The following is a 21582-nucleotide window of genomic DNA, read 5'->3' as shown; positions in this document are numbered from 1 at the left end:
TACATGAGTGTTTTTTATTTATTAATGGAAAAAGCGGTGCATGTTGCCTTGACGCAGTGATGAACGATTAAATCGGCCAGCCTGCACAATTTCTTTGCGAAGGAGTTTCCGAATTTCTTCATCAGAAAGATCGCGTCTCGCTTTATCTTCTTGCTTCTTCATATTTTCTGATATTGCTTGCTGTTCTTTTACGAAAAATAGCTGTTTGATCCCGGCCATATTGACACCCTGGTCAATCAAATCTTTAATCTCTAAAAGGACATCAATATCATTTAAGGAAAAAAGTCTTCTATTTCCGTCTGTTCTAGCTGGAGAAATTAATTGGTGTTCTTCATAGTAGCGAATCTGCCTAGCGGTCAGATCGGTTAGCTGCATGACAGTACCAATTGGGAAAAGCGGCATGGAGCGTCGAATTTCACTTCCAGTCAACTATTTCTCCCCCTTTTTATTACTTCTTGAGATTATTATATGTAATGTAAGATAATCTGTCAACTGGATGTTAGCTTTTATTACATGTTTTTTTCAAAAAATTTTTGCTTTTGTTTTTTTATGCTCTTTTACCTTGTCTGTTGATTTCCCCCTATAGGCAATCAGCGAACGCGAGCGGTCCGGAAGCCTCCTCGACGCTACGCGTCTGCTGGGTCTCCCTTTGACTCGCTTCTCCCGCAGGACTTTGAACAAGCATCCTTGAATAAACACCGCACAAAGGAAATGCAAATGCATTTACGAGGAGCTCGTGCCTTCGCTCCAATCAACAGATTACCAAAACAGCAAGCTTCAAACAGAAAAGGACAACTAACTAGGTAGCTGTCCTTCTTTATATTCACCTATTCTATTTCAATTAAACCTTTTTCCAGCAAACGGTTTAAAGCAATGCAGACTGCCATTTTCACATGGGAATAAGTAAGCCCGCCCTGCACATACGCAACATATGGCGGCCTGATTGGCCCGTCAGCCGTTAATTCAATGCTGGCTCCCTGGATAAATGTACCTGCAGCCATGATTACATCATTTTCATAGCCCGGCATGTATGCTGGGTAAGCTGTGACATGGGAATTGACAGGCGAGGCAAATTGGATCGCCTGGCAAAATGCCACCATTTTATCTTTATCATCAAATTGAACGGACTGAATAAGATCGGTTCTTTTGCTATTCCATTTTGGATAGGAATTCATACCAAGGCGCTCAAGCACCGCTGCTGTAAAAACCGCTCCTTTAAGTGCCTGGCCAACCACATGCGGAGCCAGAAAAAAGCCCTGGTACATTTCCTGAAGGCTATATAGGGATGCGCCGGCTTCCGCCCCGATCCCCGGGGATGTCATCCGGTATGAGCAGGCCTCGACCCATTCCTTTTTTCCGACAATATAGCCGCCCGTCTTGGCAATGCCACCGCCTGGATTTTTAATAAGCGACCCTGCCATCAGATCCGCCCCAACATGGCATGGCTCCCGGTCTTCTACAAACTCTCCATAGCAATTGTCTACAAAAACTACTGCGTCAGGCTTAATTTCTTTTACAAATCTTATCATCTCTTCGATTTGTTCAATTGTAAAAGAAGGCCTTGTTGCATACCCTTTGGAGCGCTGAATGCCAATCATTTTTGTGTTCGGCTTGATTGCTTTTTCCACTGCTGGGTAATCAATGCTTCCTTCTTCCATTAGCGGCACACTATTGTAGCCGATGCCAAATTCTTTTAATGAGCCATTTCCTGTTCCGCGTATCCCGACAATCTCTTCCAGTGTGTCGTAAGGCTTGCCAGTGATATATAGCAATTCGTCACCTGGTCGCAGAACCCCAAAAAGGGCGATGGAAATGGCATGAGTGCCAGAAATGATTTGCGGCCGGACTAAGCCCGCTTCCCCTCCAAACACTTCCGCGTATATCTCCTCAAGCGTATCTCGGCCAATATCATCGTATCCATAGCCAGTCGATGGGGTAAAATGAGAATCGCTTACTTTAAAATATTGAAAACTGTTTAGGACACGGAATTGATTATCATCAATTCTCTGGTCAATACTTTGCAGTACATGTGAAATTTGCTGCTCCACTTCCCTGACGATCGGCTGGAGCTTTTCCCCTTGTGATAACTGTTGAAACATGGTGTTCTCCTAACTATACGGTATATTTCGTTAAAGGCCCTGATATTTGGTGATCCTCGAGGTAATAGCCCTTGCAAACATACAATTCCTTTTCCTCATGGAACGACAATTCGCGCAAAATGGTTTCATTCTTGAGCTGGGAAAGAAGCTTCCCTTCTGTTGAAGGCACTTCGACATGGTAGTGCTTCATCATACCCAGAATCATTTGCTCAATTTTCCGTTTTAACTCATTGCGGTCCTCTACCTCAAAGGCACTGATTTGAATGGTTTCCGTCTTGGCTGTCGGGACAAAATCAGGGTGCCTTAAATCTCTCTTATTATATACTGTCAATTGCGGTATTTTATCATTTTCCAAATCTTCTATTAGTTTATTGACCGTTTGCTCATGCTGGAAATAATCAGGATTCGACATATCCACGACATGCAGAAGGAGATCCGCTTCCTTCACCTCTTCAAGAGTTGAACGGAAGGCGGCGATCAAAGTCGTTGGCAGGTCCTGAATAAACCCAACGGTATCTGTCACAAGCGTCATAAACCCGCTAGGCAAAATCAGCTTGCGCGTCATCGGGTCAAGTGTCGCAAATAGCTGGTTTTCCTCATAGGACTCAGCTTCTGAAAGTCTGTTAAAAATGGTTGATTTGCCTGCATTCGTATAACCGACAAGTGCAATTTGGAAGGCTTTATTTTTCTTCCTTCTTTCACGGTATCTGTCGCGGTGCTGAACAATGACAGTTAGCTGTGTCTTAATATCATCAATGCGCCGGCGGATATGGCGGCGGTCAGATTCCAACTTCGTCTCACCCGGACCTCTTGTGCCAATTCCCCCTCCAAGCCTTGAAAGCTGGATACCCTGTCCGGACAGACGAGGCAGGAGATACTGGAGCTGCGCAAGTTCGACCTGCAGCTTCCCCTCTTTGGAGCGTGCCCTTTGTGCAAAAATATCCAAAATCAGCTGAGTGCGGTCAATGATTCTGGCATCCAGTTCATTCGAAAGATTTCGCACCTGGCTTGGTGAAAGCTCATCATTAAAAATGATGATATCTGCTTCCAATTCCTCCTGGAGAGCAGCCAGTTCCTCCACTTTCCCTTTGCCGATATATGTAGACAGATGAATCCGTTCTCTTTTTTGTGTAATGGAAGCTAATACTTTTCCATTGGCGGTTTCCGTTAAGGACTCCAATTCTTCCATGGAATATTCAAAGCGCTGGTCATCTTCTTCTGTATGGCAGCCGACAAGAATAACTTTTTCGTATTCTGGCTTTTGTTCCAATCAGCATCCCTCTTTCATACATGTATTAGAAAAGCGCAAGGCGCCCCGCCAACGAGGAGCGCAGACTAAAATCGCCACGTCCTGTGGCAACGTCTGCATGACCCGCATCCTCCCAAAAGCTGACGCTTTTGGTCGTGCGATGAATTTGCTGACGCAGCCTTTCTTGTCCTGCGAGCCTAAAGCTTAAGACATACGCTGACAGAAGGCGTTCTTTGCCTTCAGGAGCGAATGGCTTAAAGACCTCGAGCCGACGGGGCCTGAAGCTAGACAGTTATCTAAATTCAATTATAAGCTTGATATTAAAAAGAAGCCGGGAAGCCAATCGTTCCGATCAGCTGTGCTTCTGCTTTCTGATTGATAACATCATATCAAAAAAATTTTGTAAATACTAATTTTTACGGCTTTCCTAAAGCCTTTTGGGGCTTCTTTGTAAAAAAGCTTACACATGCAGAACAAAAGGGTTGTATTTCTAATTTTCCGTGTTAAAATCATATTGTTTGAAAAGAATTTACCTATATTAATAGGGTTTAAATAAGATAGAGTGCGAGATATTCATCAAGAGGAGAAATGGCTATGACTTGGGAAGTTTTAAGTATGATTGGCACCATTGCTTTCGCGGTCAGCGGCGCAATCGTGGCCATGGAAGAAGAATACGATATTTTAGGTATATACATTCTCGGAATCGTCACCGCTTTCGGCGGGGGAGCCATCCGGAATTTATTAATAGGCGTACCGGTCTCTGCCCTTTGGGAACAGGGGTTATTTTTTCAAATTGCTCTTTTGTCCATCACAGCAGTAATGCTTTTCCCAAATAACCTGCTTAAACACTGGCAAAGATGGGGCAATTTCTTTGATGCAATCGGGTTATCCTCATTTGCCATTCAAGGAGCGCTGTACGCAACTCAAATGAACCATCCATTAAGCGCGGTCATCGTGGCTGCTGTCCTAACAGGTAGCGGCGGCGGAATCATCCGCGACCTGCTTGCACGCAGAAACCCGCTGGTACTGAAATCAGAGATTTATGCTGTCTGGGCCATCCTTTGCGGCGCAGCCATCGGGCTGGGAATTGCGGTTTCTTCAGCTGAGCTATACTCATTGTTTGTCATTATTACCGCGTTAAGGGTTTTATCCTACACATATAAATGGAAGCTTCCGGTTAAGAGGCTGGGAATCAGATAAGGATTAGATTAAAGCATCGGCTTTGCGCCGATGCTTTTTATTTTATTTTAGAAAGACAGCATTGCTCCCCGTTCGTCAAAAATGGAATCCGGATTCCAGGCCAGCTCCCATAAATTATTTTCCGGATCTGTAAAATAAGCTGTGCGCCCTCCCCAAAATGCGTCACTTGGTTCACGAAGAATTTTTCCGCCGGCTTCCCGTATCAGTTCCATTGTGGAATCGACTTCTTCGGGAGAATTTACGTTGATAGCCAGCGTAATATTATTGTAGGTACCTGATGAAGGCTTAATTTCAACTCCTGCATCCTTAGCCAATTCCTCAACCGGGAATAATGACAGCAGGACACCCGCTGTTTTAAAGACAGCATACTGATCCGAACTGATGCTTGTTTCTTCCCAGCCCAGCTTTTGATAAAAGCTTCTTAATGCAGGCAAATTAAATGCGCCTACCGTTACTAAACTAACTCTTTGCGGAACCATATTGATACCTCCTGGATTGTTTTTTGTATGTATTCGGCTTAAGAATATTTTTTCCTTTATTTTTAGGAAGATCTGGGGATTGCACCTCCGTGTGATTCGCTAGATTCATCCAGTTGTTCGCAAGTTTGGCCTATTTGTTCGCTAAATTTCCTGTTATTCGTAAATTCGGGCCAGTTGTTCGCAAGTTATCACCGTTTATTCTGATAGTTCACAATTACCTCTACAAAAAAGGCCTGCTCACGTTGTGAACAGGCCTTTCTCTTTCGATCATTGCTTTACATTTGCCATAATGCTGTTAGGGTCAAAACCAAGTACCCATTTGCCGTTAACATTGATTTGCGGTACGCCCATTTGGCCAGTAGTTTCAACCAGCTTTTGCGCCGCTCTTTGGTCTTGCTGGACGTTTACCTCTTTGTAAGATAAACCTTGCTGATCCAGGAAGTTTTTCACCATTGTGCAATAAGGACATGTATTAGTTGTGTAAACAGTAATATCGTTCATTATTAAATTCCTCCTCTAAACCACTTCTTTTATACCCCTAATGGTATAATAACTCAATAAAAAAACAATGTCAACACTGTATGACACTGTCTTTTTATTGATCTTTGTTCCCTTATTCATCTTCTTCAAACACTAAATCATTGCTTCTGATTGTCATTAAATCGTGGCGGTCATAGCTGTTTTGCATGAGCAGGCGCATTGCCTGTGCCCGAATTGATTTTTCAATGATATTGCGGATATAGCGGCCATTTGAAAAGCTGTTTGGACTTAGAGTATTTTTTACAAAATGCAAATGCTCCCTCATCTTCTTTTCAGACTCATGGCTTAACGTATATTCCCGCTCTTTCAGCATTCTCTGTCCAATTTCCAACAGTTGCTCGATTGAGTAGTCCGGGAAATCAACTACCAGCGGAAAACGGGAGTGGAGACCTGGATTTAAAGTGAGGAAATAATCCATTTCCCTTGAATACCCAGCTAAGATAAGGATGAACTCATGCTGGCGGTCCTCCATGTGTTTCACAAGTGTGTCGATTGCTTCCTTGCCGAAATCCTTTTCCCCGCCTCTGCCCAAAGAATAGGCTTCATCGATGAAAAGGATACCCCCTATTGCTTTTTTCACCAGGTCCCTCGTTTTTTGAGCCGTATGCCCAATATATTCGCCGACGAGATCTGCCCGCTCGGCTTCAATCAGGTGCCCTTTTGATAATACATTCATTTTTTGAAAAAGCCTTCCTATTAATCGGGCAACCGTTGTTTTCCCAGTTCCCGGATTTCCTTTAAACATCATATGGAGTGCTTGTTTTCCTGCTTTCAGGCCGGCTTCTTCCCTCTTTTTATTAACATAAATCCATGCATAAATTTCCTTGATCATCTTCTTCATCTCTTCCATTCCTACAAGAGCACCAAGTTCTTCCTCAATTTCTTTCAGGGCTGCATGCTCAGGCGGAATGGCCTTTGGAACCACTTGAGATTCTGGAAGTTCTTTTGTGTATGTTTTTCGCTTCTGTGAATTTAGGACGATGCTGATTTGTCCGTTATTTTTCAAGCGAATCGGCTGGTCCAAAAGCTATCACCTCACATTCTTAGGCACAGTATACGCTTAGAAGTAATCGTTGTGAAAAAAGCCTATATGTTTCCGCCAGATTACGGTTTTAAGGCTAATTAACGACAATTTCCCGCTCTTTTCAGCAACGATTGATACGGGGATGTCGTTTCATGCGGTTTCCCGAGAAATAAGGTGAAACTTCCATCAGTAGAGGTTTTTCCCCACTGATGGTTAGTTGAGGCCCGCAGGATGCGGGTCATTCAGACGTTGCCACATGGATGTGGCGTCTTTAGTCTGAGTTCTTTTAATCGGGCTTTTATGTGCAGTTGATCCCCCCACTTAGCATTATCTTTGGCCTCAAACACTTAAGTGGGGGACTTACTGCCTGTTAATATGCGGGATAAAGTGAAATGAAGCCTTTGAGCCCGGACAGAGGTCCGCCTCTTAACAGCTATACATTCCCATATCTATATGTATTCAAGCTATCAGCATTTCATTAAAAGTTTTTGACTTAAACTGCAGTTGTAAAAATAAAAATAGCCCGCTTCCATCGAAGCAGGCTTTCTTTTTGATACGGGGTATATTATTGCTGGTTATCCAAGTCCAGCTGAACATTGCGCTGTGGAACGAATGTAGAAATTGCATGCTTATAAACAAGCTGCTGCTTGCCTTCAGACTCAAATAAAACGGTGAAATTATCAAAGCCTTTAATTTGGCCTCTAATTTGGAATCCATTTAATAGGAATACGGTACAATTTGTATTGTCTTTGCGTAGCTGGTTTAGAACCTGATCTTGAATATTGATTGCTGATTTCATAATAATCCTCCTCTTTTATCTCTATCATTATGTATTCGATTTTATTTTCAGCTTTCCTTCAATATGAGAAGAAATTTCAGCGAATTTTTTTTCAAACTCAAGAGGGTCTGCTGTATCGGACATATCAAACCATTCCACATTCATCTTGTTTCGAAACCAGGTTAGCTGCCTTTTTGCATATCTTCGTGAATTTTGCTTCAGATTTCCTATGGCGTCTTCAAGGGAAACACGCCTATTGAAGTATTCATACAGCTCTTTGTATCCGATGGCCTGAATGGACTGGCAATCCTTTAATCCCTGTTCATAAAGGGATTTCACCTCTTCCAGCAGCCCTTCCTTCATCATGATGTCGACGCGCAGATTAATGCGCTCATACAATTTTTCCCGATCCATGGTTAGCCCGATCAGTGCAGTGTCATAAAGAAGTTCAGGGTTCTGGTTCTCCTGATAATCCGACATTGTTTTTCCTGTACAATGATAAATTTCCAGTGCCCGGATCACCCTGCGGATATTGTTGGGATGGATTTTGCTTCCGCTTTCCGGATCAATTGCCATAAGCTCTTTATAAAGCGCTTCGTTTCCTTCTCCTTCCGCGCGTTCCTCCAGCTTCTGTCTGAACTCGTCATCTGAAGGAGCATCCGAAAATTGATAATCGTAAATGACTGACTGAATATATAACCCGGTGCCCCCTACGATCATCGGAAGTTTACCTCTGGAAGTGATGTCAGAGATTTTTCTGCGGACCAGCTCCTGGAACTCTGCTGCAGAAAAAGGGTCTTCCGGATTTTTGATATCAATGAGATGATGTGGAATACCTTCCATTTCTTCTTTTGTAATCTTGGCGGTGCCTATATCCATACTTTTATATATCTGCATGGAATCGCCGCTGATAATTTCAGCATTAAACCTTTTTGCAAGAAGAATGCTTAATTTTGTTTTACCGACTGCTGTAGGGCCAATCAGCACTACAAGCTTTTCTTTTTCACTCATCTGTTCACTGCCTTTACTGCCGTTCTATTCACTATCCTACCATAATGCAGGAAAATTTTTCAGGTATCATTTTACCATTCTTGATAAAAACAGAACATCTAAGCAGTATAAACAGATTTCACCCTTCCTATTCGACAAGTTTCCTAAAATTTTCATGAAAGATTACATTTTTTTAACGATTCCATAACAAACGAAGGTTGGCCCCCAAATTCATGTTAATTTATTAGAAGGTTATATTGTGACTTTATAAATTGAAAATAGGTGAATAATTCATGATAAATACATCTGAAATTGGTATTGATTTAGGAACAGCAAATATCCTTGTTTATAGTAAAACAAAGGGTATTATCTTAAATGAACCTTCTGTTGTTGCAATTGACACAGAAACGAAAAAAGTGTTAGCAGTTGGTAAAGAAGCCAAAGAAATGATCGGTAAAACACCAGGACGTATTGTCGCAATCCGTCCACTTAAAGATGGGGTTATTGCAGATTATGATACAACAACAGAAATGCTTCGCCAAGTAATGAGAAAAGCATCGAAAAAAGTCGGATTTGCGATCAGAAAGCCTAACGTGGTTGTATGTACTCCTTCTGGATCTACCTCTGTAGAAAGAAGAGCGATTCAGGACGCAGTGCGAAATGCTGGGGCAAAAAAGGTACATCTTATTGAAGAACCCGTAGCAGCTGCAATCGGTGCAGGCATGCCTGTTGATGAGCCGGTAGCAAACGTTGTTGTAGATATTGGCGGCGGTTCAACTGAAGTAGCCATCATCTCCTTTGGCGGCGTCGTAGCCTGCCACTCCATCCGCATCGGCGGCGACAGACTCGATGATGACATCATTCAGCATGTACGCAAAGAATACAATGTCCTTATTGGAGAAAGAACAGCGGAACAAGTTAAAATGGAAATTGGCTATGCATTAGTCGACCACGAAGAATTGACAATGGAAGTGCGCGGCCGGGACCTTGTGACTGGTTTGCCAAAAACGATCACATTGTCTTCATATGAGGTACGCGATGCAATGAAGGAAGCTCTCCTGCATATTCTTGAAGCCATCCGTGCCACTTTAGAGGACAGTCCTGCTGAACTGAGCGGTGACATCGTTGACCGCGGTGTTATTCTTTCCGGAGGCGGCGCTCTGCTTAATGGCATGCAGGATTGGCTATCACAAGAAATCGTCGTGCCAGTACACCTTGCTCCAAACCCCCTTGAATCTGTAGCAGTTGGTACAGGGGTTGCATTAAAATATATTGATAAGCTGCATACATTGGTAAGATAATTTAAAGGAAGAGCATCCATTTTGCGAAATGGGTGTTTTTTTTATTTAGAACACTTTTCGTTGTTAGATATAAGGAGAAACGGGAATCAATCGGAAGGGAAAAGTGCAGTTGAACTCGGCAAATTGGTTTTAACCGGAATCAACCAGATGGAATAGTGAAAAAGCTGGGGAAATGGCTTCTAATGGGAACTAATCGGACGGAATAGTGCTGGAGAATTTGAGGAATATGCCATTTTTGCTTATCAAGAGCAATTTTCGTAGTGAATCCCCCGGATTTACTACCATTTTCCTTTAGTACAAACACTTTTCGTCGTTAATCACCCGATTAACTACCTTTTCTCTTTGCCTAGAGCACTTTTCGTCGTTAATCACTCCGATTAACTACCTTTCTCTTTTGCCTTGAGGACTTTTCGCCGCTAATCCCCTGAAATGGGTAGTTGTACCTCTTTCCATCCACCCTTGTTTACATAATATGATTATTGTCCAACCATACAAAAAAAACGCCAAACCCATTTGGGTTCAGCGTCTTCTCTACATTACCCTCTTGAACATTTTCTCCATTTCATAAGTAGAGTAATGAATAATAATCGGGCGGCCATGCGGGCATGTGAAAGGATCGGATGTCCGGCGCAATTCATCCAGCAGTGCCTGAATTTCATCATTGCGCAGGTGCTGGTTCGCTTTAATAGAAGCTTTGCAGCTCATCATGATTGCAGCTTCCTCTCGCAGCTTTTTAATATCGACTCTCTTCATCGCTAAAAGCTGTTCAATCATATTCTCAATGATTTCCTGTTCCTCGCCTTTTGGCAGCCATTGCGGATGAGAACGGATGATAAAGCTGTTATAACCAAACGGCTCCAGGAAGACTCCGACTTTCTCAAGCTCAGCTTTATGTTCATCTATTTTTATATAATCGTCAGTCGAGTATTCAAACGTCAGCGGAATAAGCATTTCCTGCAATTCGCTTTCAACCTGGCCGACTTTTTCTTTAAAGTACTCATACTTGATCCGCTCCTGGGCGGCGTGCTGATCGATAATATACAAACCTCTATCATTTTGGGCAAAAATATAGGTCCCATGCATTTGCCCGATCGGATAGAGCGGCGGAACTCTGGATGGTTCCTGCTCTTTAGGAGGTTCGGAAAAAAATGAATTTAAACCTGAAGCCCTCGGTTCTTCTTGCTGGAAAAGATGCATACCTTCTTTTGGAAACACTTCTACTGGAGGCTTTTCCTCGTGCGGAGTTTTCTGGATTGATACGGGATCAGAAACAACGGTTTCCGCTGAAAAACTCCTCGGGCTATCCTGAACAATCTCTTCCCTATTTTCACGAACATAAGAATGAACAGGATCAGGCCGCTCTTCCTTCTCCGGCAAGTGATCCAGCTCCAAAGCAGTCTGCTCCGACTTTGGCTTCATGCTCTTCGGCTGCGTAAATCCGGACGGAATCAACTCTTCCTTTTTAAATGCTGCCTTTAGTGCACCTGATACAAGCTCATTCAATTCATGCTCCTTGCTCAGGCGCACTTCCATTTTGGATGGATGGACATTGACGTCAACAAGCAAAGGATCCATTTCAATATTTAACAGCACAATTGGATAGCGTCCAATCGGCAGAAGGGTATGATAGCCCTCCTGAATCGCCTTTGCAAGCGAATAGTTTTTAATAAAACGGCCGTTGATCATAGTGGAGATATAATTGCGTGATGCTCTTGTAATCTCCGGCAATGCTGCATAGCCGTTTATTTTAAAATCAAGCGAGCTCGCTTCGATTGGAACCATCTTTTTTACGATGTTCAGCCCGTAAATCGCTGCAAGCACCTGGCGAACATCGCCGTTCCCGTTCGTCTGCAGCAGTTTGCGGTCATTATGGATCAGGCGGATGGCGACCTCTGGATGGGCAAGCGCCAGCCGGTTCACCACATCGGTAATATTGCCTAGCTCGGTGTGGATCGTCTTCATATATTTCAGACGGGCCGGCGTATTGAAAAATAAATCGGTCACGGTGAGATCGGTCCCTTTTCTGCCAGGAGCTTTTTCCACCACTTCTACTTTTCCGCCTTCAGTGACCAAGCGTGTGCCGGATTCGCCAGTCGAGGTTTTCATCTCGATCCGCGAAACGGACGCAATACTCGGCAATGCCTCTCCGCGGAATCCGAGCGTGCGGATGCGGAAAAGGTCATTTTCATCCTTTATTTTACTTGTGGCATGACGATGGAAAGCGTTAAGGACATCATCTTCTTCAATTCCGTCGCCGTTATCGATGATCCGGATTTTTGCCAGGCCAGCTTCTTCCACTTCAATTTCAATAATTGTGCTCCCGGCATCAATCGAGTTCTCCATCAATTCTTTAACTACTGATGCAGGCCGCTCAACCACCTCACCGGCTGCAATTTTATTTGAAAGCGAGTCATCCAGCTGTATGATTTTCCCCATCTCGTCACCCCCTGTTTGCTAGTTCTTTAGTTTTTTGTGCAGCTCATATAATGTATTTAACGCCTGCATTGGCGTCATATCAAGAATATCGAGACCTTTCACTTTTTCGATTATCTTCTTTTCCTTGGAGCTGGCCGGCAATTTTTTCACATCTTCCGGTTCTTCAAAAAATGATAATTGGGCAGCAGGCTCTTCTACTTTTTCAGCAGCAGGTGTTTGAATTTCCTGCCGGGGAACATTATTTGCCTCGGCTTCTTTGGACTCAAGCCCTGTCAGAATTTCATTCGCTCTTACAATCAGCTCATTCGGCAGCTCGGCAAGCTGGGCAACATGGATCCCGTAACTCTTATCAGCTGCCCCTTCTTTAATTTTATGAAGGAAGACCACTCGGCCGTTCTGCTCGACCGCGCTGACATGGATATTTTTCACTTTTTCCAGCTCTTCTTCAAGTACAGTCAACTCATGATAGTGAGTGGAAAATAACGTTTTCGCACCAATCCGGTTATGGATGTATTCGATAATAGCTTGTGCCAGCGCCATTCCATCATAGGTCGAAGTACCACGGCCGATTTCGTCGAATAAAATCAAGCTATTCTGAGTGGCATTGACTATTGCATTCCTTGCTTCAAGCATTTCAACCATGAAAGTACTTTGGCCTGAAATCAGGTCATCTGCAGCCCCGATTCTCGTAAATACCTGGTCAAAGATTGGCAGAACTGCTTCTGAAGCAGGCACATAGCAGCCGATCTGAGCTAAAATAGCTGTCAGCGCGATTTGGCGCATATACGTACTTTTACCGGACATATTGGGCCCCGTAATGAGCAGCATTTCTCTGTCTGCATCCATGTAGCAATCATTCGGCACATATTCTTGTGCGTTCATGACCTTCTCAACCACTGGGTGGCGGCCGTCTTTTATATAAACTCGTCTTTCGTCTGAAAAAGCTGGTTTGGTGTAATGCCTTTGCTCACTGACAGCGGCAAAGCACTGCAATACATCCAGCTCACTTACCGTTTTAGCCAGCTTTTGCAATCTAGGAATATATTCTTTTACATACTCGCGGACATTGGTAAAAAGCTCATACTCCAGCTCAACACACTTTTCCTGTGCCTGGAGGATAAGCGCTTCTTTTTCTTTCAATTCAGGCGTGATGAATCTTTCCGCATTTGTCAGCGTCTGCTTGCGTTCATATTGCCCTTCCTTCAAGAGGTGCAAGTTGGAGCGCGTTACTTCAATATAATAGCCGAACACACGGTTAAAGCCGATCTTTAACGACTTAATGCCTGTTTTCTCCCGTTCCTGCTTCTCAAGCTGGGCGATCCAGGTTTTCCCGTTCCGGCTGGCATCCCGGTATTGATCCAATTCTTCGTGGTAGCCATCCTGAATGATATTGCCGTCTTTAAGTGAAAGCGGCGGATTTTCCATGATTGCACATTCCAGCGTATCGGCTACCTCTTCACAGGCATCAAGCCGTTCAGCCAGTTTTACTGCCTCATCATTTGGCAGCCCGCTGACCATTTCTTTTAAAATGGGAATCTGCTGAAGTGACCGTTTCAGCTGCACCAAATCACGTGCATTCACATTTCCGAATGCCACCCTCCCGGCAAGGCGCTCAAGATCATAGACTTCCTTCAGCTTTTCCCGGATTTCTTCGCGTTCAAAATAAGAGCCGATCAATGTTTCCACAATGGAATGGCGGCGCTTGATTTCTTTTTCATTAATAAGCGGCCTGTCAATCCATTGCTTTAAAAGCCTTCCGCCCATTGCCGTCTTTGTTTCATCCAACAGCCAGAGCAGTGAGCCTTTCTTCCCTTTGCTGCGAATCGTTTCCGTCAGCTCCAAATTCTTTTTTGAAAAATAGTCGACCTTCATATATTGGCTGATTTGGTAGGTAGCTACTTTTTGAAGATGATCAAGACTTCTTTTTTGAGTCCGATACAGATAGTTTATTAATCTGGACGACGTGAGTCTAAGCTTGTCCTGGTTTAGGTCTGAAAGCAGATTTTCATAGGAATCGCCAATCTCGCAATCGTCCTCAAATGAAATGGCCATGACAGAGCGCTCTTTCATTTTCCGCTGCCATTCTCCGTTAAAATCGTAAGAAATAACGACTTCCTTTGCGCCTGACAAAGATAGCTCATTTAAAACTTCCTCAAAACCGCCGCTCAGCATCGTTACCTTCGTTTCACCTGTAGATAAATCATTTGTGGCAAATCCAAACGTTTCATCCTCAAATGCAGAGATAGAGGCAATGTAATTATTTTCTTTTTCCTGGAGGCCTTTGCCTTCCATCATCGTCCCAGGCGTAATCAGCTGGACAACTTCCCTCCGCACAACGCCTTTTGCCTGTTTGGGATCCTCAGTCTGCTCGCAGATTGCGACTTTATAGCCTTTTTCGATCAGTTGTTCAATATAGACCGGTGCCGAATGATATGGAACTCCGCACATCGGAATTCGCTCTTCCGTGCCGCCTTCCCTGCTGGTTAACGTGATTTCCAGTTCCTGTGATGCCTTAAGCGCATCATCAAAGAACATTTCGTAAAAATCGCCCAGGCGAAAAAATAAAAAGGCATCCTGGTATTCTGCCTTTACTCGTAAATATTGCTGTATCATAGGCGTGTATGCTGCTGCCATAACTTCCTCCAACGTCAAATAATCTATTATTTTCTATGCCAGTTTTCAAAGTTTCACTCTGAGAACGTCTTTTTCATTATATCATAGATTGTTTGATGACTCAGATGGGCAAAATTTGGGGAGCAAAAAAACAGCTCCCCATTCGGAAAGCTGCACTACTGCTTAGTTATTAATATACTTTTCAAAAACATAGCCGAAATCTTTTACATTGTATTTCTTGCGGCTGTTCATCAGCCAGTTGAAAGCTGTTTCGTTTAATACACGGAAATTGTCCACAACGTTTGAATCCTGATTCGAGGCTGAGCGGCCCAATGTGCTGGCAGCCAAATTCAAACTTTTTTCAGCATACTCCATTGAAACTTCATTTTCACGGCAAATCTCGGCGATGCGGATTAAGGCTTTATATAAATCTTTCAATTCTTCAATATGCTTTTTATGTACATCGATTGAAAATGCCTCAGATCCTATGACAAATTTGATTTCAATATCCAAATCGACCGTTCCTGCTGTTTCGAGCATCACGTTGGAAATACTATATTCTCTATAGCTGTAGCGCTTAAGGGTACGTTTTTTGCTGACTGCACTTGTTCCATCCAAATGAATAAGCGCCTTGTTCGTAAAGCAATATTCATCTGTTTTGGATTTAATCAGGAAATAGATCTTTTCATTATCTTCATGAAGCACATAATCATCCGCATCGACTTTATCATAATCTGCCGGCTGGATTACGCTTCCTACATCGCTAAGCCCTAATACATCAGAGGCAACTCTTTTAAACATAAACTCTCAACCTTTCAATTTTCATTTTGCCACAGTCCTATTTTAACATATTTAGGAAAAAGATAGTTTATGTTTTTTATGTAAAAGACTCTGATAACCTTGCCTGTTGAATTCCGCTACAGGCACTCAGCGAACCGCGGGCGGTCCGACGCTCCTCGGCGCGCGAGCCTGCGGGGTCTCCCTTTGACACACTCCTTCCGCAGGACTTTCGACAAACATCCTTTAATAAACACCGCACGAAGGAAATATGAATGCATTTACGAGGAGCTCGCGTCTTCCGCTCCAATCTAGAGGGAGCTTTAACACAGCCAAGTAAAAAAGAAAAGCCTTCAAAAAAAGGCTTTATATCCCTGCCGTATTCATCAAAACAATCCGCCAGCCATCCGGATCCTCAATCGTTACTCCGCCCCTTCCCCAGTATGGGTTTTCCGGTTCCACCTCTCGATACCCCATGCAGGCAAGCCTGTTAACAATCTTTTCCCGTTCAAACCGGTTGGCAACATAAAAGACGAAGAGATGCTCTTTTGTTGGATGGGGGAGCTCCATTATTTCTTCCGATTGTGTGAATTCTATATGATATTGATTGTCAGGCAGGCCCAGCATAATTCCATCATAGCCTTCATGCTGCCAAAACTCGCCGATTCGCTCGAGCCCCAATCCCTTTTCATAAAAGTCAATGAGCTTTTCCAGCTGGTTTGTCGGCCGGGCAATGCGAAACTGAACCGCTGGCACACTTCCTTTCCATTCCTTTCTTACGATGATTTCATATGGACATTCTATGTGCTTAAACGTTGCATCTTTATCACCTGAAGCAAATATTTTTATAGGAGAACTAACAGCCGGCCTTTCAGTGGGATACCAATAGCGACCCTCCTTCACGAGGACAAAAACTCCCTGGGTGTCCCCATAAAAAGCAAACGTCTCACTGGAATCGATTTGTTCATTTCGCAAAATCTTATTTAATTCCCGCTCCATATCTGCAATATTAGGGACGGGCAAGCCAATTTCACCGACATCATGCCAGCCGAGCCCTTCTTCCTCTTCTCCATTAAACGGCCGTTCCAGCATTTCTAAGATATTTCCATCCGGATCCACAAAATAGGCCTGCTTGCCTTTCCAAAACATGCTGTATTCGCCTTTCTCATTTGAAATCAGCACACTTTCCTGGCCCAATTTTTGATACATGTGTTCATAGTAATCGGCATTTGTTCGGAAACACACATGATAAAAAGGACTTGTTTCATCTTTTTCAAACAGGATTTTAGTTGTGCCAGCCATTATAGTAAAATAATGTTCCGTTTCTGCCATTAACTCCATCTCCAAGACTTTTGTATAAAAAACTTTCATACTATCTAAATCATGGCATTTTAAATTCAGCTGATATATCTTCATCTTTCCATCTTCCCTTCATGGATTTGTATCTTCATTTTAAAGAAAGAATAAGGAGCTGAATTCAGCCTAAAGACGGAAGAACACATCGGCATTTTGCTTGATAATGGACTGATGCAAAATCCTTTTTACAAAAGGCTATGTAAAAGCTAATTGTTGATTTAACATTGTGTTGATTGGAGCGGAAGGCGCCCAATCCTCGAAAATGCATTCGCATTTTTTTCGTGCGGTGTTTATTCGAGGATGCTTGTTCAAAGTCCTGCTGGAAAAGCGCACCGAAGGGAGACCACCCCGCAGGCGTATAACTTCGAGGAGCGTTGGTAGCCCGCGGTTCGCTGAGTGCCTGCAGCGGAAATCAACACACAAATTTAACGAGCCATACAAAAAGAAAAACTAGGAAGCAAAACCTCCTAGTTAACGTTTATTCTTCTTCAGTTCCTACTAAGAAATCTGGATTTAAATCCTCGAATTCTTCATCATCTACGTCAAGGCCCCAAACTTCGTCATCGTCGCAGTCACATTTGTCTGGATGAACGGCTACACAAACCTTTGTTTCGCCGATCACTTCGACCATGAACTCTCTTTCAACAGTGACGATAATTTTGTTTCCGTTCGGGGAAATGACTGCTTCACAGCAATTCGGCTGCTGCAGTACGCGGGCGATGACGTCATGGTCATCCAAACAGTCCGGATCACGGTATTTCAACTTAATGACATCTGTATACTCAACCCGTTCGGTAACAACTTCAGTTTTTGTATTATTATTGAAAGAGTACCAAACGTTAATGTCATAACGGCCGCAGATTTCTACTGTTTTTCCAACCTTTTTCGCCTCGTACGTATGGTTTATGATCCAGCAGCCAAGTATGCTTGACGGATGGTGTGATGGGCAAATCGTGTGATTGGACTGTGTAAATTTACGTCCTTTCGCAACGACTGCCTTCGTTATAATCTCTCTGTAGTCTCCCATTGCGAGCGAACCCTCCTCATTCATTTTCAATTCATCCTATGCGGGATATTAGACTAGTGTGCGATAATTTTTGATGAATGTTAGGCAAAAGTATTGGCATGATTTATAGTATGCCGGGACCGGGCGAATGTTCCGGTTTCAGCATTTTGAATCAGAGGAATTAATCGCTCCAATGGTATGTTTCTAATTTTCTGCAGTAAATGGGCAAATACCCATCTCATATTTGGGCTGCTGTTATCTCTAATAGGTATGTATATAAAAATTGCACGTTTGTCCTACTGCATATGCGGATACAGCTTGGCTCATGGATCAATATAATAAACTAACGAGAAGGAGGTGAACAGGAATGGCAGACAAGGAGAACTCCAGTTATAAGGTTTCAATCAATGGAAAAGAGCTGACAGGAGAAGAAGCGAAGGAATATGCAGAAAATGTGGTTGCCAAATTAACAGACTCATTGGGCGGTTTTTACTCCAAAGGGCTGGAAAAAATCCAGTCAGATGAGTTAAGAGAAAGTATTAAAGACGCACTTAAGCCATTGAAAAACTTGGAAGGGCTCTGCTCGAAAAATTCCTCCGGGATCGGCAATATGATTCCTGCACTAAAAAATCTGCTGCCTGTTGTAGAAACATCCGAGGATTATAAACAGGTTAAATTATCTGTAAATGGACAAAAACTTTTAGATATGGACCTTTCAAACCTAACGAAAAAGGATTCTTAGACAGAATTTCAAGAAGAACTATGCCACTTCAACTATTTGGAGGAGGTGAACATCCATGCTATCAGGAAGATGCTATGACGACCAGGAAAATAACAGCGTATTGCCATTTGGCGATAATGTAAATGGAGCCGACAGCGGTGACGAAGCTGAAGCATTTACTTTTGCTGCACAAGCAAACCTTCCACAAACTAATTTAAACGGCCAGCTGCCAATTTCTGTAGGCGGATTTGCCATCAATGCAGCTTTGATCAACATTCCAATTCTTTCAGCACAATATAACATTGCAAATGGCGGCGACTCCACAGCTATTGCTGTTAATGGCACAACTCAGCAGCAAAGCAACAAAGCGTAACATCGTTATGCGGCTGGTATAAAAAAGATTACTAATGATCTATGTTAGAGAAAAAAATTGTCCAAAAAGAAGGGAGGGAGTACCATGCTAAATAACAACACGAATAAGCTGGATTTAGATCCAGAAGTACTCAAGCAGCTGGGTATTCCAAAGGAGCTCATAGATATGGCTGCCGAAGCTGGAATTCCGTCAATCAATAACCATGCTGCAGGCGGTACGGGAGGACGGGCTATTAACCTCACGTATGTCGATAACTACTCGACATTGCTTCTCGTATACACCTTTCTCCTGAACTTTTTGGACAAAGAATCAGACGATACAGGAACCAAAATGCTAAATCAATCTCTTTTATCAACATTAAATGCTGCCCTAATAGAGCAGCAGGAATACCGCAAAGAGTTTTTAAAAGCAGTAGAATTACTGAGAAACCAGTAAACGGCCCCACAACCCATGGCAAAAACGATTTTCCTCCCTTAAAATAGAACGTAAATAAACACCCTGCACTTCTTAGGTGCAGGGTGTTTCGGTTCCTTTTATCAGTGGGAGCAGCTGCTGTTTTTAATTTTTGAGCCTGTTTCCCCGCTTAACAGATTTCCGCCTGTAGATGTAATGACTTCGTCTGTTACAGTGTTCGAAATAGCATTTGCTACAATTTGAAGCAATTCATTTACATCAACTTGGGACTGCTTGAATTCCTGGACTACCGGAATTTCATCAAGTTCTTTTTCAAGAGCAGAAATTTTGTCTTCGGTTTTCTTTAACGCTTCTGCTTTACCATAATGCTGAAGATTTACTGCCTGCTTTTGCAAACCTTTAATGGTTGTAATTGTTACGCTAACCTTTTCGTTTCCATTAATCTGTGCTTCTGCACGCTTAAAAAATTCTACTTCTTCTGTTTCTGCGATCATGCGTGCCAATTCTTTCGCACGTTCTACGATCTCATCTTTTGTGTACTTTGCCATATTACTTCACCTCAACCGCGTCTAGTTCTTCAATCATTTCTCCGTTTAGGGACCATGTCTTCGCATCTGTTACTTTTACTTTAACAAGCTTGCCAATGGCTGTTTTTGGCCCTTTAAAGTTAACCAGTTTGTTCTTTCTTGTGTAGCCTGCAAGAATATCCGGATTGTTTTTGCTTTCCCCTTCAACAAGAACTTCGACAACCAGATCCTGATATTTTTTCATCGCTTCAGCAGAAAGTTCATTAACAAGAGCATTCAGGCGCTGTAGACGCTCTTTTTTCACTTCCATAGGCACATTATCCACCATTTTGGCAGCAGGCGTGCCCTCACGCGGTGAGTAAATGAACGTATAAGCAGATTCGAAACCTACCTCACGATACAGGGAAAGTGTTTCTTCAAATTGCTCTTCTGTTTCGTTTGGATAGCCGACAATGATATCGGTTGTAAAAGTTGCTTCAGGAATAGCTGCTTTTATTTTACGAACAAGCTCTAAATATTGTTCCCTTGTATATTTCCGTGCCATGATTTTCAATACATCTGTTGAACCTGACTGTACAGGCAGATGAATGTGCTCGACAAGATTGCCGCCTTTTGCGAGCACTTCAATCAGATGATCATCAAAGTCACGAGGATGGCTTGTTGTAAAGCGGATGCGCGGAATGTCGATTTTGCGGATTTCATCCATTAAATCGCCAAGGCCGTATTTCATGTCCTCAAAATCTTTGCCGTACGCGTTTACGTTTTGCCCAAGAAGGGTAATTTCCTGGTAGCCCTGCGCGGCCAATTGGCGCACTTCCTGTATAATATCCTCAGGGCGGCGGCTGCGTTCTTTACCGCGTGTATAAGGGACGATGCAGTACGTACAGAATTTATCGCAGCCATACATAATGTTTACCCATGCTTTAATATTGCCGCGGCGTACTTTCGGAAGGTTCTCAATAACATCTCCCTCTTTAGACCATACTTCAATAACCATCTCTTTGGACATATAGGCTTCTTGAAGAATGTTTGGCAGGCGGTGGATATTGTGAGTTCCGAAAATCATGTCAACCTGGTTATAGGTTTTAAGAATTTTATTCACAACGGATTCTTCCTGGGACATACATCCGCAAACACCTATCAGGACATCCGGGTTTTCTTTTTTCAAATGCTTAAGATGACCCAGCTCGCCGAACACTTTATTCTCTGCATTTTCACGTATTGCACATGTGTTAAGCAAGATTACGTTGGCGTCTTCCACTGTATCTGTTGGTTCATAGCCAAGGCCAAGGAAAATCCCAGCCATAACTTCTGTATCATGTTCATTCATTTGGCAGCCGTACGTGCGGATATAGAATCTGCGGCCTTTGCCCATTCCAAGAAATTCTTCCGGAATGTCAAAATCTTTATGGTATTTAACTTCTTCTTTTCCGCGTTTTTTCGCTTCCTTTAAGGAAGGAGGAGTATAAACTGTTTCAAAGTACTTGCTGTAATCCTTCTCGGATTTTTTGTCCGAAGGATTTGCTGTTTGCACTTGCTGACCTTCTAAACGTTGTTTTTCGTTCATCATTTATCCCCTTTCTCTTTCTTTGAGTAAGCATCTATCATTTCAACTCAATTTTCAGCCATATTAATGGAATGTGCAGCAATGGAATTTATACATATGCACATTATTATAGTATAAGGGTTCCGCCCGGTT

20 protein-coding genes and 1 pseudogene are annotated in these 21582 nt (G+C 43.0%); 5 read left to right on the top strand and 16 right to left on the bottom strand.

Annotated features, from left to right (window positions below):
• Positions 1-21 precede the first annotated feature (21 nt).
• The 3 genes from IQ19_RS11680 to hflX all read right to left on the bottom strand — a co-directional run bounded on the left by IQ19_RS11680 (position 22) and on the right by hflX (position 3369).
• Positions 22-429 (bottom strand): MerR family transcriptional regulator, encoded by a 408-nt coding sequence (locus IQ19_RS11680; RefSeq protein ID WP_110065595.1) that lies wholly within the window; start codon positions 427-429, stop codon positions 22-24.
• Between the two features lie 398 nt (positions 430-827).
• Positions 828-2099, bottom strand: coding sequence for a methionine gamma-lyase family protein (locus tag IQ19_RS11675; protein WP_144542583.1), 1272 nt, complete (start codon positions 2097-2099; stop codon positions 828-830).
• Between the two features lie 13 nt (positions 2100-2112).
• Positions 2113-3369 carry a GTPase HflX gene (gene hflX / locus IQ19_RS11670; protein WP_144542582.1) on the bottom strand — a complete coding sequence of 419 codons (1257 nt, stop codon included), beginning with the start codon at positions 3367-3369 and terminating at the stop codon, positions 2113-2115.
• 573 nt (positions 3370-3942) lie between these two features.
• On the opposite strand from hflX, the gene IQ19_RS11665 reads away from it, so the two are divergent.
• Positions 3943-4548, top strand: a complete 606-nt coding sequence (locus tag IQ19_RS11665) for a trimeric intracellular cation channel family protein (protein ID WP_144542581.1) — start codon at positions 3943-3945, stop codon at positions 4546-4548.
• Positions 4549-4595: 47 nt separating this feature from the next.
• Here IQ19_RS11665 and IQ19_RS11660 read toward each other — a convergent pair whose 3' ends face one another.
• The 5 genes from IQ19_RS11660 to miaA form a co-directional block, all read right to left on the bottom strand.
• Entirely contained in the window at positions 4596-5027 is a 432-nt protein-coding gene (locus IQ19_RS11660; protein WP_144542580.1) for a VOC family protein, read from the bottom strand.
• A 267-nt stretch (positions 5028-5294) separates the two neighbouring features.
• A complete protein-coding gene (locus IQ19_RS11655; protein ID WP_144542579.1) occupies positions 5295-5528 on the bottom strand; it encodes a glutaredoxin family protein in 234 nt (77 codons plus the stop codon).
• A gap of 112 nt (positions 5529-5640) precedes the next feature.
• On the bottom strand, positions 5641-6591 hold the full coding sequence (spoVK, locus tag IQ19_RS11650) for a stage V sporulation protein K (protein WP_144542578.1): 951 nt from the start codon (positions 6589-6591) through the stop codon (positions 5641-5643).
• A gap of 565 nt (positions 6592-7156) precedes the next feature.
• Positions 7157-7390, bottom strand: coding sequence for an RNA chaperone Hfq (gene hfq, locus IQ19_RS11645; protein WP_026583335.1), 234 nt, complete (start codon positions 7388-7390; stop codon positions 7157-7159).
• Positions 7391-7417: 27 nt separating this feature from the next.
• Positions 7418-8380, bottom strand: coding sequence for a tRNA (adenosine(37)-N6)-dimethylallyltransferase MiaA (gene miaA, locus IQ19_RS11640; RefSeq protein ID WP_144542577.1), 963 nt, complete (start codon positions 8378-8380; stop codon positions 7418-7420).
• Positions 8381-8652: 272 nt separating this feature from the next.
• Between miaA and mreBH the strand changes: the two genes are divergently transcribed.
• A complete protein-coding gene (gene mreBH, locus IQ19_RS11635; RefSeq protein ID WP_144542576.1) occupies positions 8653-9660 on the top strand; it encodes a rod-share determining protein MreBH in 1008 nt (335 codons plus the stop codon).
• Between the two features lie 531 nt (positions 9661-10191).
• Here mreBH and mutL read toward each other — a convergent pair.
• The 6 genes and pseudogenes from mutL to IQ19_RS11610 form a co-directional block, all read right to left on the bottom strand.
• A complete protein-coding gene (mutL, locus tag IQ19_RS11630; RefSeq protein ID WP_144542575.1) occupies positions 10192-12096 on the bottom strand; it encodes a DNA mismatch repair endonuclease MutL in 1905 nt (634 codons plus the stop codon).
• 18 nt (positions 12097-12114) lie between these two features.
• Positions 12115-14730, bottom strand: a complete 2616-nt coding sequence (gene mutS / locus IQ19_RS11625) for a DNA mismatch repair protein MutS (RefSeq protein WP_144542574.1) — start codon at positions 14728-14730, stop codon at positions 12115-12117.
• Between the two features lie 162 nt (positions 14731-14892).
• Positions 14893-15510, bottom strand: coding sequence for a PH domain-containing protein (locus IQ19_RS11620; protein ID WP_144542573.1), 618 nt, complete (start codon positions 15508-15510; stop codon positions 14893-14895).
• A 342-nt stretch (positions 15511-15852) separates the two neighbouring features.
• Positions 15853-16290: a VOC family protein gene (locus IQ19_RS28455; protein ID WP_394137214.1), complete on the bottom strand. Its 438-nt coding sequence runs from the start codon at positions 16288-16290 to the stop codon at positions 15853-15855.
• Positions 16291-16587: 297 nt separating this feature from the next.
• Positions 16588-16902, bottom strand: a pseudogene (locus tag IQ19_RS29105) (VOC family protein); the annotation flags it as partial.
• Positions 16903-17320: 418 nt separating this feature from the next.
• Positions 17321-17869 carry an outer spore coat protein CotE gene (locus IQ19_RS11610; RefSeq protein ID WP_110065608.1) on the bottom strand — a complete coding sequence of 183 codons (549 nt, stop codon included), beginning with the start codon at positions 17867-17869 and terminating at the stop codon, positions 17321-17323.
• A gap of 346 nt (positions 17870-18215) precedes the next feature.
• Here IQ19_RS11610 and IQ19_RS11605 point away from each other — a divergent pair, with 346 nt between their 5' ends.
• The 3 genes from IQ19_RS11605 to IQ19_RS11595 all read left to right on the top strand — a co-directional run bounded on the left by IQ19_RS11605 (position 18216) and on the right by IQ19_RS11595 (position 19377).
• Positions 18216-18590: a hypothetical protein gene (locus tag IQ19_RS11605; protein ID WP_144542571.1), complete on the top strand. Its 375-nt coding sequence runs from the start codon at positions 18216-18218 to the stop codon at positions 18588-18590.
• Between the two features lie 55 nt (positions 18591-18645).
• Positions 18646-18942 carry a hypothetical protein gene (locus tag IQ19_RS11600; protein WP_144542570.1) on the top strand — a complete coding sequence of 99 codons (297 nt, stop codon included), beginning with the start codon at positions 18646-18648 and terminating at the stop codon, positions 18940-18942.
• Between the two features lie 84 nt (positions 18943-19026).
• Positions 19027-19377: a hypothetical protein gene (locus IQ19_RS11595; protein ID WP_144542569.1), complete on the top strand. Its 351-nt coding sequence runs from the start codon at positions 19027-19029 to the stop codon at positions 19375-19377.
• Positions 19378-19478: 101 nt separating this feature from the next.
• On the opposite strand, the gene IQ19_RS11590 is transcribed toward IQ19_RS11595, so the two are convergent.
• Together IQ19_RS11590 and miaB are read right to left on the bottom strand one after the other, a co-directional pair.
• Positions 19479-19904 (bottom strand): YlbF/YmcA family competence regulator, encoded by a 426-nt coding sequence (locus tag IQ19_RS11590; RefSeq protein WP_144542568.1) that lies wholly within the window; start codon positions 19902-19904, stop codon positions 19479-19481.
• A gap of 1 nt (position 19905) precedes the next feature.
• Positions 19906-21453, bottom strand: coding sequence for a tRNA (N6-isopentenyl adenosine(37)-C2)-methylthiotransferase MiaB (gene miaB / locus IQ19_RS11585; RefSeq protein ID WP_199749447.1), 1548 nt, complete (start codon positions 21451-21453; stop codon positions 19906-19908).
• Between the last annotated feature and the right edge of the window lie 129 nt (positions 21454-21582).

Origin of the sequence: Cytobacillus oceanisediminis (assembly GCF_007830235.1) — a bacterium.
GTDB lineage: Bacteria > Bacillota > Bacilli > Bacillales > Cytobacillaceae > Cytobacillus > Cytobacillus oceanisediminis.
Note: the sequence above shows the minus strand (reverse complement) of the source record. Positions and strands in the feature narration are given on the sequence as shown.

Excerpts from the sequence above, each read along its gene's own strand:
- miaB (WP_199749447.1), bottom strand. The coding sequence starts at position 21,453 with ATGATGAACGAAAAACAACGTTTAGAAGGTCAGCAAGTGCAAACAGCA.
- mreBH (WP_144542576.1), top strand. The coding sequence starts at position 8,653 with ATGATAAATACATCTGAAATTGGTATTGATTTAGGAACAGCAAATATC.
- IQ19_RS11610 (WP_110065608.1), bottom strand. The coding sequence starts at position 17,869 with ATGGGAGACTACAGAGAGATTATAACGAAGGCAGTCGTTGCGAAAGGA.
- miaA (WP_144542577.1), bottom strand. The coding sequence starts at position 8,380 with ATGAGTGAAAAAGAAAAGCTTGTAGTGCTGATTGGCCCTACAGCAGTC.
- IQ19_RS11590 (WP_144542568.1), bottom strand. The coding sequence starts at position 19,904 with ATGGCAAAGTACACAAAAGATGAGATCGTAGAACGTGCGAAAGAATTG.
- IQ19_RS11675 (WP_144542583.1), bottom strand. The coding sequence starts at position 2,099 with ATGTTTCAACAGTTATCACAAGGGGAAAAGCTCCAGCCGATCGTCAGG.
- IQ19_RS11655 (WP_144542579.1), bottom strand. The coding sequence starts at position 5,528 with ATGAACGATATTACTGTTTACACAACTAATACATGTCCTTATTGCACA.
- hfq (WP_026583335.1), bottom strand. The coding sequence starts at position 7,390 with ATGAAATCAGCAATCAATATTCAAGATCAGGTTCTAAACCAGCTACGC.
- IQ19_RS11665 (WP_144542581.1), top strand. The coding sequence starts at position 3,943 with ATGACTTGGGAAGTTTTAAGTATGATTGGCACCATTGCTTTCGCGGTC.
- mutS (WP_144542574.1), bottom strand. The coding sequence starts at position 14,730 with ATGGCAGCAGCATACACGCCTATGATACAGCAATATTTACGAGTAAAG.
- IQ19_RS11605 (WP_144542571.1), top strand. The coding sequence starts at position 18,216 with ATGGCAGACAAGGAGAACTCCAGTTATAAGGTTTCAATCAATGGAAAA.
- mutL (WP_144542575.1), bottom strand. The coding sequence starts at position 12,096 with ATGGGGAAAATCATACAGCTGGATGACTCGCTTTCAAATAAAATTGCA.
- IQ19_RS11620 (WP_144542573.1), bottom strand. The coding sequence starts at position 15,510 with ATGTTTAAAAGAGTTGCCTCTGATGTATTAGGGCTTAGCGATGTAGGA.
- IQ19_RS11660 (WP_144542580.1), bottom strand. The coding sequence starts at position 5,027 with ATGGTTCCGCAAAGAGTTAGTTTAGTAACGGTAGGCGCATTTAATTTG.
- IQ19_RS11595 (WP_144542569.1), top strand. The coding sequence starts at position 19,027 with ATGCTAAATAACAACACGAATAAGCTGGATTTAGATCCAGAAGTACTC.
- IQ19_RS11600 (WP_144542570.1), top strand. The coding sequence starts at position 18,646 with ATGCTATCAGGAAGATGCTATGACGACCAGGAAAATAACAGCGTATTG.